The 13,618-nt window shown below is 58.8% G+C and carries 12 protein-coding genes and 1 pseudogene; 8 read left to right on the top strand and 5 right to left on the bottom strand.

Features of this window, described 5'->3' with window-relative positions; all coding sequences use genetic code 11:
• Window positions 1–2 precede the first annotated feature (2 nt).
• Complete coding sequence (xseA, locus tag AB7M23_RS11145) at window positions 3–1,382, bottom strand: exodeoxyribonuclease VII large subunit (protein WP_454240835.1); 1,380 nt, start codon at window positions 1,380–1,382, stop codon at window positions 3–5.
• 504 nt (window positions 1,383–1,886) lie between these two features.
• Here xseA and AB7M23_RS11150 point away from each other — a divergent pair.
• On the top strand, window positions 1,887–2,177 hold the full coding sequence (locus AB7M23_RS11150; protein ID WP_454240836.1) for an immunity protein: 291 nt from the start codon (window positions 1,887–1,889) through the stop codon (window positions 2,175–2,177).
• Window positions 2,178–2,820: 643 nt separating this feature from the next.
• On the opposite strand, the gene AB7M23_RS11155 is transcribed toward AB7M23_RS11150, so the two are convergent.
• Window positions 2,821–3,708, bottom strand: coding sequence for a LysR family transcriptional regulator (locus AB7M23_RS11155; protein WP_454240837.1), 888 nt, complete (start codon window positions 3,706–3,708; stop codon window positions 2,821–2,823).
• Between the two features lie 102 nt (window positions 3,709–3,810).
• Here AB7M23_RS11155 and AB7M23_RS11160 point away from each other — a divergent pair, with 102 nt between their 5' ends.
• The 4 genes from AB7M23_RS11160 to guaA all read left to right on the top strand — a co-directional run bounded on the left by AB7M23_RS11160 (window position 3,811) and on the right by guaA (window position 8,394).
• Window positions 3,811–4,581, top strand: coding sequence for a TSUP family transporter (locus tag AB7M23_RS11160; RefSeq protein ID WP_454240838.1), 771 nt, complete (start codon window positions 3,811–3,813; stop codon window positions 4,579–4,581).
• A gap of 43 nt (window positions 4,582–4,624) precedes the next feature.
• A complete protein-coding gene (locus AB7M23_RS11165; protein ID WP_102052829.1) occupies window positions 4,625–5,182 on the top strand; it encodes a sugar ABC transporter ATPase in 558 nt (185 codons plus the stop codon).
• 85 nt (window positions 5,183–5,267) lie between these two features.
• On the top strand, window positions 5,268–6,737 hold the full coding sequence (guaB, locus tag AB7M23_RS11170) for an IMP dehydrogenase (RefSeq protein WP_099773668.1): 1,470 nt from the start codon (window positions 5,268–5,270) through the stop codon (window positions 6,735–6,737).
• A gap of 79 nt (window positions 6,738–6,816) precedes the next feature.
• Window positions 6,817–8,394 carry a glutamine-hydrolyzing GMP synthase gene (gene guaA, locus AB7M23_RS11175; RefSeq protein WP_065761731.1) on the top strand — a complete coding sequence of 526 codons (1,578 nt, stop codon included), beginning with the start codon at window positions 6,817–6,819 and terminating at the stop codon, window positions 8,392–8,394.
• Window positions 8,395–8,549: 155 nt separating this feature from the next.
• Here guaA and AB7M23_RS11180 read toward each other — a convergent pair.
• Window positions 8,550–8,744, bottom strand: a pseudogene (locus AB7M23_RS11180) (PH domain-containing protein); the annotation flags it as partial.
• Between the two features lie 148 nt (window positions 8,745–8,892).
• Here AB7M23_RS11180 and AB7M23_RS11185 point away from each other — a divergent pair.
• The gene (locus AB7M23_RS11185; protein WP_083199902.1) at window positions 8,893–9,294 is read left to right on the top strand and encodes a Rid family hydrolase; all 402 of its coding nucleotides are present in this window, start codon (window positions 8,893–8,895) and stop codon (window positions 9,292–9,294) included.
• A 218-nt stretch (window positions 9,295–9,512) separates the two neighbouring features.
• Here AB7M23_RS11185 and AB7M23_RS11190 read toward each other — a convergent pair whose 3' ends face one another.
• Window positions 9,513–9,884, bottom strand: coding sequence for a PH domain-containing protein (locus tag AB7M23_RS11190; RefSeq protein ID WP_099773671.1), 372 nt, complete (start codon window positions 9,882–9,884; stop codon window positions 9,513–9,515).
• A gap of 213 nt (window positions 9,885–10,097) precedes the next feature.
• Here AB7M23_RS11190 and AB7M23_RS11195 point away from each other — a divergent pair, with 213 nt between their 5' ends.
• Both AB7M23_RS11195 and tadA read left to right on the top strand, forming a co-directional pair.
• Window positions 10,098–11,471, top strand: coding sequence for a multicopper oxidase family protein (locus AB7M23_RS11195; RefSeq protein ID WP_102052858.1), 1,374 nt, complete (start codon window positions 10,098–10,100; stop codon window positions 11,469–11,471).
• Complete coding sequence (gene tadA, locus AB7M23_RS11200; RefSeq protein ID WP_454240839.1) at window positions 11,471–11,953, top strand: tRNA adenosine(34) deaminase TadA; 483 nt, start codon at window positions 11,471–11,473, stop codon at window positions 11,951–11,953. Before AB7M23_RS11195 ends, tadA begins: the two co-directional genes overlap by 1 nt.
• Window positions 11,954–11,996: 43 nt before the next feature.
• Here tadA and mltF read toward each other — a convergent pair whose 3' ends face one another.
• Window positions 11,997–13,457, bottom strand: coding sequence for a membrane-bound lytic murein transglycosylase MltF (gene mltF / locus AB7M23_RS11205; RefSeq protein ID WP_065761800.1), 1,461 nt, complete (start codon window positions 13,455–13,457; stop codon window positions 11,997–11,999).
• Window positions 13,458–13,618 lie beyond the last annotated feature (161 nt).

Raw genomic sequence — 13,618 nt, forward strand, 5'->3', positions numbered from 1 at the left:
GATCAATCCAGTAGAGAAAGCGTGACCGGGGTCTGGTGGTTGTCTTCGACGCGTACCTGTAACTGACCTTCGCCGAGGCGCGCAGTCAGGCGTTGGCCGTTTTGGGTCTGGCTGGCGCTGCGAATGGCCTGGCCACGCTCATCCAGCAGGATGCTGTAGCCGCGGCCCAGGGTGGCCAGCGGGCTGACCACCTGCAGGGTCTGAACGGTGGCCTGCAACTGCTGGCGACGATCTTTCAGGGTTTCACGCATGGCGCGTGGCAGGCGCTCGGAGAGGCTGTCCAGGCGTTGCTTGAGCAGTGCCAGTGTGCGCCCGGGGTGCTGTGCGGCCAGCCGTGTGTCAAGCCGGGCCAGGCGCTCGCGGCGTTGGTTCAGGCGTTGCTCGAATGCGCGGCGCAGGCGCATATCCAGGTCATCCAGGCGTTGTGCTTGCTGGCGCAGCCGTTCGCCGGGGTGGCGCAGGCGTCGGCTCAGGCCTTCGACACGCAGGCGCGCATGGGCCAGACGGTTTTGCATCTGCAGCAGCAGGCGCCGTTGCAGGCTGTCGATGCGCCGTTGCAGGTCACTGCTGTCTGGCGCCAACAGTTCGGCTGCAGCCGACGGGGTAGGCGCGCGGACGTCGGCGACGAAGTCGCTGATCGAAACGTCGGTTTCATGGCCGACTGCGCTGACGATCGGTGTTACGCAGGCGGCGATGGCTCGGGCCACATCCTCTTCGTTGAAGCACCAGAGGTCTTCAAGCGAGCCGCCGCCACGGGCCAGGATCAGCGCGTCGAAACCCAGGCTGTCGGCCCGTTGCAGTGCGCGAACAATTTGCCCAATGGCTTCACGGCCCTGCACGGCAGTCGGGATCAGGGTCAGCTCAACCTGCGGCGCACGGCGCCGAAAGACACTGATGATGTCGCGGATCACCGCGCCGGTGGGTGAGCTGATAATGCCTATGCGCTGCGGATGCGCGGGCAGGGCAACCTTGCGCTCGCTGCTGAACAGGCCTTCGGCGCCAAGCTTTTCCTTCAGCGCCTCGAAGGCCAGACGCAAGGCGCCATCACCGGCCGGTTCCACGGTGTCGAGAATCAGCTGGTAGTCGCCACGCCCCTCAAACAGAGAGACCTTGCCGCGCACCTTGACCGCCAGGCCATCGCGCAACGCTTGACGCACCCGTGCGGCGTTGTTGCGAAACAGCGCGCAGCGCACCTGGGCACCACTGTCCTTGAGGGTGAAATAGATATGGCCGGAGGCCGGGCGGGCGAGGTTGGATATCTCGCCCTCGACCCAGATACTGCTGAAAACATCTTCAAGCAGCACCCGGGCGCGGCCGTTGAGTTGGCTGACGGTCAGGACTTCGCGGTCCAGACCGAGTCGTTCGAAAGGGTCTCTGATCATGGGCCGCATCATAAAGGATTGTGAGCGCATTGCGCGCTATCGACGGTTCGAATGCAGCCGGTCGCGTCGAGCCGTTGCATCGCTGCTGGCTTGAGAGTGGGTTAAATCGAATGCTCCATGCGTGTGGTCAATGACCTGCGCTGCAGCCGAACAGTGAGGGTTGTTTAGGGAAACGTTGAGCCATTCACCCGTTCGCTTAGGAGAGGTCCTGCATTAATTCTGGAATCGGCTGATATACGCCCTCTAGCTAAAGTTGATTAGCTGTCATGCAGGCACAAGGCAAAGCGGTATGTGCAGCAAGTGCAGGCTGACATTAATGCTGCAATGGCCAATCTCGGGGTATTGGGCAATGCCTCTGCGCTGGAAACAACTCAAAGATGGCTGTAAGCCCTTGAATACCTGACGGTCACGAAAAATAGCGCGTAATGCACGCAGCATAAGCCAATGAAATTTACGCTGGCAGCCCTTTCACCACGATACTCAATGCATTTTGGGGAGTTTGAAATGAGTTATCTAGAGGATGTCATAATCAATGAGCCCATCGCTGACGTGCTGACGGCATTCATTCCCAGAGTTCCATACCAGACGATTGATTATCTGTACGTCCAATTCAAGTTCGAGGTCATCGCCAATGGTGAGCTTATTAAGGTGTATAAACAGCTTTTCAAAGACGGGGTTTTTGTCAAAAACGAAAAAGGCCTGCCGATGAAAGGCCCGAACTGGTCGGTCCCGGATTTTGTAACCTTGAACAAGTACAGGACCGACACGCTGGATACACCCTCCAACCCGGTTTGATCGAGTGAGGGTTCAATCACAACCATTGAGAACATTCCGATCACGTCAGCACGGGGCAGGCGGCCTGTGCTGACGTGATCGGAGTTTTCATGGCCTTTACTGGCGAGGGCAGAAATGAGGGGCTGGAGCGCTATCGAGTGCTCGGCATGAAGATAGGCGTGCATGGGACGATGCTTATACGGTAACCCTTGAGGGCTATGAGGGCTATGAGGGCTATGAGGGCTATGAAGAAGCGGACCCGCTTTACACAGCAGAAGCGGAAGAAGCGTATATCGGCGACAGATGGAAAATGAAATGGGGTGTGAGCAATGAGTTATCTGGAGAAGATCATAGTCAACGAGTCCATCGCTGACGTGCTGACGGCATTAATTCCCATCTCTTCATATCCAATGATTGACTGTATGTACGTTCGATTCAAATTCGAAGTCGTCGCCAGTGGTGAACTTATGAGAGTGTATGAGCAGCTTTTCACAGATGGTGTGTTTGTCACGAACGAAAAAGGCAGGCCTATAAAAGGCCCAAACTGGTCAGCCCCAGATTTTGTAACCTTGAACAAGTACAGGACCGACTCGTTGGATACACCCTCCAACCCGGTTTGATTGAGTGAAGGTTCAATCACAACCACTAACGGTTGGCAGATGAGTCAGCCCTGTTCACGCAGGTGCTTAACAAACTGCTGCACCAACGGCCCGGCATCGCGCCGATAGGCGACGGCCACGGTGCTGGTACAGCCCTCGTCGGCCAGGGGCACGAATGTTAGTCCGCTGGGCGCGATGTCTTTCATGCAGCGCGGTAGCAGGGCCACGCCAAACCCGGCCTGAATCAACTGCAATTGAGTGGTCTTGCGTGACACCACTCGCGCAGCCTTCGGAAAGAATCCCGCATGCATGCATAACTGCGCGGACAGGTAGCTCAAGCCGCCTCGTTGGCGATGGGGGATGGAGATAAAGGCTTCTTCTCGCAATTGCGCCAGGCTGGCTGTGGCCGTGCTGGCCAAGGGGTGGTCGCTGGCCACCGCTAGCAGCAGCGGTTCCTCGAACAGTGGCTCAATGCACAAGGCTTCATGCTGGCGCAGTACGGGGAGGCGCAGCAGGCCCAGCTCCAGCCGGCCATCGACAAGTTCTTCGAGCTGCGCTTCGGAGGACTGCTGGGCAATCTCCATGGAGACCTTTGGGTTGTCCTGCAGGTAGCGGCTGAGCCGGGCGAGCAAGTGCCCTGTCAGCGGTACGGTGCTGGAGTGACTGAGGCGAAGGCTACCGCGCAGGCCATTACCGATTTCGTGGGCCATGCGACTGGCTTTTTCCAGTTCGCTGAGCAGGCTGCGTGCGCGTGGCAGGAACGCCTCGCCCGCCGTTGTCAGGCGCGGCTGGCGGGCGGTGCGCTCGAACAGTGGCGTGTCGAGCAGGTCTTCCAGCACCTTGATCTGCCGGCTCAAGGCCGACTGAGCGATGTACAGGCGCTCGGCGGCGGCACTGAAGCTGCCGCTGTCGGCGATTTCAACGAAGTAGCGCAGCTGTCGCGTGGAGATCATTGAGCTATGCCTTTTAAAGATACCTTCTGCATGAATTGCATATTAGTCGGCATGGCTGGTGAGTGGATAAAGTTTCCGCGTCTTCCTTAGAGGTCGCTCGCTATGACGGTGGCAATGGTGTTTTCCCTACTTCCCTTTTCGGCGATTGACTGGCTGCTGATCCTGTTGGGTGTCGGTGCGGCCTATGTTGTCTTTGGTGTCGCCGGGTTTGGTACAGCGCTGGTCGCGGGGCCGGTGATGATTCAGTTCATGCCGTTGTCGCGGATTATCCCGTTGTTGGTGCTGCTGGATTTCGTGGCGGCGTTTGGTAACTGGCTACCGGCACGCAAGGCTGTGGTTCGCAGCGAGCTGATGCGTCTGCTGCCGTGCATGGCGCTGGGCTGCACCCTGGGTGTGGTGTTCCTGCTCAACCTCAAGTCCGACCTGCTGTTGCTGCTGATGGGGCTGTTTATTACGGCGTATGCCGTCTACAGCCTGGCAGTGACCGTCAAGCCTGCACGCCTGGCGCCTGGCTGGGTGGTGCCAATGGGTACGGTTGGTGGCCTGTTTGGGGCGCTGTTCGGGAGTGGCGGCTTTCTTTATGCGATCTACCTCAATGCCCGGTTGCTCTCCAAGGATCAGGTGCGTGCCACCCAGAGTGCCTTGATCAGTTGCAGTACGCTGGTGCGCCTGAGCCTGTTCCTGCTGGCGGGTGTGTATGCCGACCTGCCGTTGTTGCTGCTGGCGCTGTGCCTGGCGCCGATGATGCTGCTGGGCGTGTGGGTGGGCCGACGGCTGACCCTGAACATGTCGCGCGAAGCGTTTGTGCGCATGGTCACCTGGCTGGTGCTGGCCAGTGGTATTGCACTGATCGGTCGCTATCTGAGTGCCTGAGCACGGGTTAAACTGGCGGCTTTGAATTGGTTTGGCCGTCGTTATGAATACCCAGTGCATCATCGTCCCGAAAATTTCCACGGTCCCGGTACACGAGCCGAGAGCCCGGGCGATCCTGCGTTGGCTAGTGCGCGAAAACATTGTCGAAGAACAGCTGAGCACCTGCGGGCGTACCGGCAATCGCATGGCGTATGCCATTGCGCCGGGCGCACGCAAGGTGGTGCTGCATCCGGAGCTACTGCCGTTCGATCAGCCGATCAATGGCCTTGAGGTGGTCACCAAGCGTTGCATCTATACGCCGGTGCAGGGGTTTCTGGAGGAGGCCGGGTGTGCCGAATGCCGTCGCGAGGTTGGCGAGGCGTTGTTCGAGAGCCTGGAAGAGTGGATGCCTGGGCAGACCGATAACTTCACCTGCCCCGAGTGCGGCCATGAGGACGATATCAACGGCTTCCTGTTCCTGCAGCCGTGTGGTTTTTCCAACCTTGGGTTTATCTTCAACAACTGGGCCGAAGCTGGTTTCAAACCCTCTTTTATCGAAGCATTTGCCGATTGGCTGGACCAGCCCGTGGCCGTGGTGCAGGTGACATTGAACGACAACTGACCGAAGGGCCATCTATACATTGAGTGAAGGCCCGGGTATGAGTATAATGGCGCGCTTCCATTTTTCCCGCCCGGGAGCCCCCGCGATGCTGCGTATCAGCCAAGAAGCCCTGACCTTCGACGACATTCTCCTAGTGCCTGGTTATTCCGAGGTACTGCCCAATGAAGTCAGTCTCAAGACCCGTTTGACCCGTGGCATCGAGCTGAATATTCCGTTGGTTTCCGCCGCCATGGATACCGTGACCGAAGCCCGCCTGGCCATTGCAATGGCACAGGAAGGTGGCATCGGCATCATCCACAAGAACATGACCATCGAGCAGCAGGCTGCCGAAGTGCGCAAGGTCAAGAAGTTCGAGGCTGGCGTGGTCAAAGACCCGATCACCATCGACGCTGACGCTACCGTGCGCGACTTGTTCGAATTGACCCGCCTGAACAATATCTCCGGTGTACCGGTACTGCACAAGGGTGACCTGGTCGGTATCGTGACCTCCCGTGACGTGCGCTTCGAGAACCGTCTGGACGCCACCGTGCGTGAAGTGATGACGCCGAAAGAGCGTCTGGTCACTGTCCGCGAAGGCGCCGACAAGAACGAAGTCCGCGAGCTGCTGCACAAGCACCGTCTGGAAAAAGTCCTGATCGTCGACGAGCAATTCGCCCTCAAGGGCATGATGACCGTCAAGGACATCGAAAAGGCCAAGGCCTACCCGCTGGCCAGCAAGGACGACCAGGGTCGTCTGCGCGTCGGCGCTGCTGTCGGCACCGGCAAGGACACTGGCGAGCGCGTTGCCGCACTGGTTGCTGCTGGCGTTGACGTGGTTGTGGTCGACACCGCGCACGGTCATTCCAAAGGCGTTATCGACCGCGTTCGCTGGGTCAAGGAAAACTTCCCAGAAGTGCAGGTCATCGGCGGCAACATCGCCACTGGCGCTGCGGCCAAGGCACTGGTTGAAGCTGGCGCTGATGCGGTCAAGGTCGGTATCGGCCCAGGCTCGATCTGCACCACCCGTATCGTTGCAGGTGTTGGCGTGCCGCAAATCAGCGCCATCGCCAATGTCTCTGCTGCACTGGAAGGCACCGGTGTGCCATTGATCGCTGACGGCGGTATCCGTTTCTCTGGTGACCTGTCCAAGGCCATCGTTGCAGGCGCTTCCTGCGTAATGATGGGTTCGATGTTCGCCGGTACCGAAGAAGCGCCAGGTGAGATCGAGCTGTTCCAGGGCCGCTCCTACAAGGCGTACCGCGGCATGGGTTCGCTGGGTGCTATGTCCCAGGCCCAGGGCTCTTCCGATCGCTACTTCCAGGACTCCTCGGCCGGTGCCGAGAAGCTGGTACCGGAAGGTATCGAAGGTCGCGTTCCGTACAAAGGCTCCCTGACCGCAATCATTCACCAGTTGATGGGCGGTCTGCGCTCCTCGATGGGTTACACCGGCAGTGCCACCATCGAAGAGATGCGCACCAAGCCTGAGTTTGTCCGCATCACCGGTGCCGGCATGGCCGAGTCCCACGTGCATGACGTGCAGATCACCAAAGAAGCGCCAAACTACCGCGTAGGTTGATGCTTCTGGCAGTACTAGCAAGCGGGGCTGTTATCGACAGCCCCGTGTCGTTTCCGATTACCACTGACGAGATTGAGTCATGGCCCTCGACATTCACGCTCACCGCATCCTGATCCTCGATTTCGGTTCCCAGTACACCCAGCTGATCGCTCGTCGCGTTCGCGAAATCGGTGTGTACTGCGAACTGCATCCGTTCGACATGGACGATGAAGCGATTCGCGAATTCGCCCCGCGCGGCATCATCCTCGCAGGCGGCCCCGAGTCGGTCCACGAAGCCAACAGCCCACGTGCCCCGCAAGCCGTTTGGGACCTGGGTGTACCTGTGTTCGGCATCTGCTACGGCATGCAGACCATGGCCGAGCAATTGGGCGGCAAGGTTGAAGGTTCCGATCTGCGCGAATTTGGTTACGCCCGTGTCGATGTCGTCGGCAAGAGCCGCGTGCTGGACGGCATCGAAGACCATGTAGACGACGATGGCGTATTCGGCCTCGATGTCTGGATGAGCCACGGTGACAAGGTTACCGAGATTCCAGCCGGCTTCCATATTCTGGCCAGCACCCCGAGCTGCCCGATCGCCGGTATGGCCGACGACACCCGTGGCTACTACGGCGTGCAGTTCCACCCGGAAGTGACCCACACCAAGCAGGGCGGTCGCATCCTGTCGCGCTTCATCCTCGACATCTGCGGCTGCGAAGCACTGTGGACTGCGTCGAACATCGTTGAAGACGCCATTGCCCAGGTGCGTGAGCAGGTGGGTTCGGCAAACGTACTGCTGGGTCTGTCTGGCGGTGTCGACTCTTCGGTGGTGGCTGCGCTGTTGCACCGTGCCATTGGCGATCAACTGACCTGCGTCTTCGTCGACAACGGCCTGCTGCGTCTGCACGAAGGTGAGCAAGTGATGGCCATGTTCGCCGAGAACATGGGCGTCAAGGTGATTCGTGCCAACGCCGAGGAACAGTTCCTGTCCAATCTGGCCGGCGAAGCCGACCCAGAGAAGAAGCGCAAGATCATCGGTCGCACCTTCATCGACGTGTTCGATGCTGAGGCGAGCAAGCTGGAGAACATCCAGTTCCTGGCCCAGGGTACCATCTACCCTGACGTGATCGAGTCGGCCGGTGCCAAGAGCGGCAAGGCTCACGTGATCAAGTCGCACCACAACGTTGGTGGCCTGCCAGAGGAAATGAACCTCAAGCTGGTCGAGCCGCTGCGCGAGCTGTTCAAGGACGAAGTCCGCCGTATCGGTCTGGAACTGGGCCTGCCTTACGACATGGTCTACCGTCACCCGTTCCCGGGCCCAGGCCTGGGTGTGCGGATCCTCGGTGAGGTGAAGAAAGAGTACGCCGACCTGCTGCGTCGTGCCGACCACATCTTCATCGAAGAGCTGCGCAAGGCCGACTGGTACCACAAGGTCAGCCAGGCGTTCGTGGTGTTCCAGCCCGTCAAATCCGTTGGCGTGGTAGGTGATGGCCGTCGTTACGCCTGGGTCGTGGCCCTGCGTGCCGTGGAAACCATCGACTTCATGACCGCCCGTTGGGCGCACCTGCCGTACGAGCTGCTGGAAACTGTCAGTGGTCGCATCATCAACGAGATCGATGGCATCTCGCGGGTGACCTACGACGTGTCGAGCAAGCCGCCGGCAACCATCGAGTGGGAATGATCCCGCGTTCGGCATAGGCTACTGACAAACCCCCGCTTTCTAGCGGGGGTTTGTTTTTTAAGCCGAGTGGATTCTGGCACTGATCCCTATAGGCGTTGGCGTGCCAATGATGCCGGCGCCGCATGCTCGCTGACACCCCGCTTCGCGCAGTGCTGTCAGGCAACAATATGTGCAAAGATAAGCTTGGAAATCTCGACGATCGCGGTCTTGCCGGTGAACTTGAACTTCACTTTGCCCAGCGACGAAAAGTAAATTTCCAACTCCGAGTCCAGGTCGAACGTGCCGGAAGTTTCAACCGAGTAGGTCACGATATTTTTGTAGGGCAGGGAGGTGAAATCCTTTTTGCTGCCGTGCATCTTGGTTTCCGCCAAACGTCGGCGGTAAGCCGGGCAGCACAGAAGCATCGCTCACGTTGACGTACCTCGGGGCTAAAACGGGTGGCTTCAGTGTTCATGACTCGATATTCTTGAATCAATATTTTTACAGGTTGGTGTTTTCATGCATAAGAGGATAAATCCAGGTTTTTTATTTGATAGCACACAATACGGATTCAGCCAGGCTGTTGTTTCAAAAGGAAGTAATCACATTTTCTTATCAGGGCAAGTTGCAGCCAATGCAGATCAGTCTCTGCACAGCGTTGGCATGTACGAGCAAGCAATACGGTGCTTAACATGCATTGAAAGGTTGTTGGCAGAAGTCCCTGCGCGCTTGAGTGATGTAACAATTCTCAGAATCTATATACGAGCTGATGCGAGTAATCCAGATTCTCAGAACGATATCTCAAGAGCACTGCATGACTCATTTGGAGACAAGTTGCCAGCCTCCTCGTGGATCTTGGTCTCGGGGTTGGCGAGCCCAGACTGGCTCCTGGAGATTGAAGCTCAAGCCGTTACTGAATAATGTGATCGCGCTCGGGCGTGTAAACGCCTGCGGCAGGCGTTTACACGATTTGTTCTAATGGTTGCCCGGCGAAACGCTGGAAGAAGCCATTGACCGTTACCAGGGCAAGCCTGGATCCCACAGGGAGCGCCCATGTTCTGCGCGGGCCCCTGTGGGAGTTGGCTTGCCAACGATGCAGGCGCCGCATGCTCGCTGGCACCCCGCTTCGCGCAGTGCTGTCAGGCAAAAATATGTGCAGAGATAAGCTTGGAAATTTCGACGATCGCGGTCTTGCCGGTGAACTCGAACTTCACTTTGCCCAGCGACGAAAAGTAAATTTCCAGCTCCGAGTCCAGGTCGAACGTGCCGGAGGTTTCAACCGAGTAGGCCACGATATTTTTGTAGGGCAGGGAGGTGAAATCCTTTTTGCTGCCGGTGAGGCCTTGCACGTTCACCGCGATGATGCGTTTGTTGGTGAACACCACGCCGTCGCGCATGGATTTGTAAGCGTCGATGACGTGTTCGCCGTCTAGCAGCAGGGCGGTTACGCGTTCGGCGTATTCGTCGTTTTGCTTGAGTTTGAAGAAGCCTTTGTTGTTGAAGTCGATCATGCGTGGATATCCCTATGAGGTAAGCAACAGTCCAGGTTTTTCAATGGCAGGGGCTGGTCGTGGGGATTCTGGTGCAGATGGGGTGGCTGCCACAAGGCGGGTGCGACAAAGTCTTCACTTAATCTTTCTCAAATGCAGGTGTATCGTATTCGCCCTTCATCGCTGGCACAGTGCGCCAGCCTGTTGAGTCTGCAGTACGAGGTGCTTGCTCCGATGTCCTTTACCCGGCGACAAATTCTCGGTGGCCTTACTGGCTTGGTGGCGGTTGGCCTGGGGGCGGGTGGTGCTGCGCGCTATTGGCTGGGCAGGACCGATCCGAATGCTGGCCATGACTATGAGCTGATTGCCGCACCCTTGGATGTGGAACTGGTATCGGGCTACAAGACACCGGCGTGGGCGTTTGGGCCTTCGGCGCCGGGCACCGAGTTGCGTGTACGTCAGGGCGAATGGCTGCGTGTACGCTTCATCAATCACCTGCCGGTTCCTACAACTATTCATTGGCACGGCATTCGCCTGCCGCTGGAAATGGATGGCGTACCCTACGTTTCGCAACTGCCGGTATTGCCGGGCGAATACTTCGACTACAAATTCCGTGTGCCGGATGCCGGTAGCTACTGGTATCACCCGCATGTGAGCAGTAGTGAGGAGCTGGGACGCGGGCTGGTGGGGCCGTTGATTGTCGAGGAGCGCGAGCCCACCGGGTTCAAGTACGAGCGCACCCTGAGCCTGAAGAGCTGGCATGTGGACGAGCAAGGGGCCTTTGTGGCCTTCAGCGTGCCTCGTGAAGCTGCCCGGGGTGGTACGGCGGGGCGCTTGCTCACCATCAATGGTGAACCCAATGCTGTTGTCGATCTGCCGGCTGGGCAGATTGTCCGCGTGCGCTTGCTCAACCTGGACAACACCCTGACCTACCGGATCAACCTGCGCGGGAATGCCGAGGCGCGTATTTATGCGCTGGATGGCAACCCGATCACGCCGCGTCCGCTGGGCAAGGACTACTGGTTGGGCCCGGGTATGCGTATTTGTCTGGCGATCAAGGTGCCGCCGGCGGGTGAGGAAATCTCCCTGCGCGATGGCCCGGTACGCTTGGGTACCTTGCGCTCGGTCGCCAGCAATGACACGCCGAGTGACTGGCCGCCAGCGCTGCCGGCCAACCCGGTGGCCGAGCCGGATCTGGCCAATGCCGAGAAGCTCCACTTCAATTTTGAGTGGGCAGGTTCGGTGTCGGTGAATACCGAGAATCGACCGCCGAGCCTGTGGCAGATCAATGGTGTTGCCTGGGACATCACGGATAAGACCTGCTCTGATCGCCCGATTGCTACGCTGAAGAAGGGCAAGAGTTACATCTTCGAGCTGAAGAACATGACCCAGTATCAGCACCCTGTTCACCTGCATGGCATGTCCTTCAAGGTGATTGGGTCGAACCGACGCAAAATCGAGCCGTACTTCACCGACACCTACCTGTTGGGCAAGAACGAACGCGCCCAGGTCGCCTTGGTAGCCGATAACCCGGGAACCTGGATGTTCCACTGTCATGTCATCGATCACATGGAAACCGGCCTGATGGCTGCAATCGAGGTAGCCTGATGCGCCAGCCCCAGATCATTGATCGCAGTCGCGATCAGGTTTTCATGCGGATGGCCCTGGACCTTGCGGCCCAAGGCGCGGCCTTGGGTGAAGTGCCGGTGGGTGCGGTGCTGGTGCAGCATGGTGAGGTCATTGGTCGGGGGTTCAATTGCCCGATCAGTGGCAGTGATCCCAGCGCGCATGCCGAGATGGTCGCCATTCGTGCGGCCGCGCAGGCTGCCAGTAACTACCGCTTGCCGGGCAGCACCCTCTACGTGACGCTGGAGCCGTGCAGCATGTGCGCAGGGCTGATCGTCCATTCGCGTATTGCCCGTGTGGTGTACGGGGCGCTGGAGCCTAAAGCCGGGGTGGTGCAGAGCCAGGGGCAGTTTTTTACCCAGGGTTTTCTCAACCACCGCGTGCTGTTTGAAGGCGGGGTATTGGCCGAGGAGTGCGGCAGTATTCTCACTGAGTTCTTCAAGGCGCGGCGTGCGCGATCCTGAGCGGGCATGCCGCCGGACAGTGCGCGATGACTGACAGCGGGGCTCAGAGGGACGATGGCTGCTCAGGTGGTTTGGTCTTGTTGACCCCCGGCACATGCAGGTTGCCTTCGGCCACCTGATTGCCCTCAAGCTGTGGCTGCGTAACCCAGGTCAGGATGTCGTAGTAGCGACGGATGTTGGCCACGAAGTGCACGGGTTCGCCGCCGCGGGCGTAGCCATACCGGGTTTTGCTGTACCACTGCTTTTGCGACAGGCGTGGCAGCATTTTCTTTACATCCAGCCACTTGTTCGGGTTCAGGCCTTCCCGGGCCGCCAATTTACGTGCGTCGTCCAGGTGGCCGCTGCCCACGTTGTAGGCCGCCAGTGCGAACCAGGTACGGTCCGGCTCTTCGATCTTGTCGTCCAGTTCGTTCTTGACGTGCATGAAGTACTTGGCGCCACCGCTGATGCTCTGCTTGGGGTCCAGTCGATTGGAGACGCCCATGGCCTGGGCCGTGCGTTGGGTGAGCATCATCAGCCCGCGAACGCCGGTCTTGGAGGTGACCTCTGCCTGCCACATCGACTCTTGGTAGCCGATGGCCGCCAGCAGGCGCCAATCAACCTTTTCTTTCTTGGCCGTGGCCTGGAAATGCTTCTCGAAGCGTGGCAAGCGTTGCTGCAGGTGTTGGGCGAAGGTATACGCGCCGACGTAGCCAAGTACATCGACATGGCCGTAATAGCGGTCTTTCAGGCGTTGCAGGGTGCCGTTCTTTTGGGCCTTGTCGAGGAAGGTGTTGATTTCGTTGAGCAGGCTGTTGTCGTCGCCAGCGGCGACGGCCCAGCGCTGGTCGCGGGCGTCCCCCAGATCAAACGCTACCCGTACGTTGGGGAAGTACACCTGGTTCATTGCCAATTCGTTGGAGTCGACCAGGGTCAGGTCGATCTGGCCTTCGTCGACCATGCGCAGCAGGTCGACCACTTCGACCGCCTCGGACTCTTCGTAGCTGAGCTTGGGGTACTGTTTCTTCAGTTCCGCCAACTGCTCGGCATGGGAGCTGCCCTTGAGCACCATGATGCGCTTGCCGACCAGGTCGGTGACGTCGGTAGGGCGTGAGCGGCCGTTGCGATAAATGATCTGGGGCGTGACTTCCAGGTAGGGGTGGGAAAAGCGCACCTGTTGTTTGCGCTGCTCGCTGCTGACCAGGCCGGCGGCCGCCAGAACCGGGCCTTGTGGTTTGCCCAGTTGTCCGAACAGGTCGTCAAGGTTGTCAGCGGTTTCGATCTTCAGCTCTACCCCCAGATCGTCGGCAAAGCGCTTGACCAGTTCGTACTCGAAGCCGGTTTCGCCGTTGCGGTCCTGGAAGTAGGTGGCCGGGCTGTTGCGGGTAACCACGCGCAGCACGCCATCCTCTTTGACTCGCTCGAGTGTGCTGGGTTTTTCAACGCAGGCACCGAGCAGCAGTAAGAGTCCGGTTGCGATGAGCCATTTGGCGCAACGCTGGCGCAAAGCAGTCTGGGCAAACATAACGTGCAGTATACGCAAAGGTCAGGCCCAGCCATATCTCGACAATGGGTGGCTTGTCTGTTAGCGATGGGCAAAAATGTACGTGCAAAACGTAGGGTTTTTACCGTCTTTTTCAATTTAAGAGGTGGCGCTGTTGTAGGCCGTCAGCAGATACCGATATT

Source organism: Pseudomonas sp. HLS-6 TE3448 (assembly GCF_053629555.1).

What these genes read in the sequence shown, in the direction of transcription:
- xseA (WP_454240835.1), bottom strand. Translation starts at nt 1,382, where the DNA reads ATGATCAGAGACCCTTTCGAACGACTCGGTCTGGACCGCGAAGTCCTG.
- AB7M23_RS11150 (WP_454240836.1), top strand. Translation starts at nt 1,887, where the DNA reads ATGAGTTATCTAGAGGATGTCATAATCAATGAGCCCATCGCTGACGTG.
- AB7M23_RS11155 (WP_454240837.1), bottom strand. Translation starts at nt 3,708, where the DNA reads ATGATCTCCACGCGACAGCTGCGCTACTTCGTTGAAATCGCCGACAGC.
- AB7M23_RS11160 (WP_454240838.1), top strand. Translation starts at nt 3,811, where the DNA reads ATGACGGTGGCAATGGTGTTTTCCCTACTTCCCTTTTCGGCGATTGAC.
- AB7M23_RS11165 (WP_102052829.1), top strand. Translation starts at nt 4,625, where the DNA reads ATGAATACCCAGTGCATCATCGTCCCGAAAATTTCCACGGTCCCGGTA.
- guaB (WP_099773668.1), top strand. Translation starts at nt 5,268, where the DNA reads ATGCTGCGTATCAGCCAAGAAGCCCTGACCTTCGACGACATTCTCCTA.
- guaA (WP_065761731.1), top strand. Translation starts at nt 6,817, where the DNA reads ATGGCCCTCGACATTCACGCTCACCGCATCCTGATCCTCGATTTCGGT.
- AB7M23_RS11185 (WP_083199902.1), top strand. Translation starts at nt 8,893, where the DNA reads ATGCATAAGAGGATAAATCCAGGTTTTTTATTTGATAGCACACAATAC.
- AB7M23_RS11190 (WP_099773671.1), bottom strand. Translation starts at nt 9,884, where the DNA reads ATGATCGACTTCAACAACAAAGGCTTCTTCAAACTCAAGCAAAACGAC.
- AB7M23_RS11195 (WP_102052858.1), top strand. Translation starts at nt 10,098, where the DNA reads ATGTCCTTTACCCGGCGACAAATTCTCGGTGGCCTTACTGGCTTGGTG.
- tadA (WP_454240839.1), top strand. Translation starts at nt 11,471, where the DNA reads ATGCGCCAGCCCCAGATCATTGATCGCAGTCGCGATCAGGTTTTCATG.
- mltF (WP_065761800.1), bottom strand. Translation starts at nt 13,457, where the DNA reads ATGTTTGCCCAGACTGCTTTGCGCCAGCGTTGCGCCAAATGGCTCATC.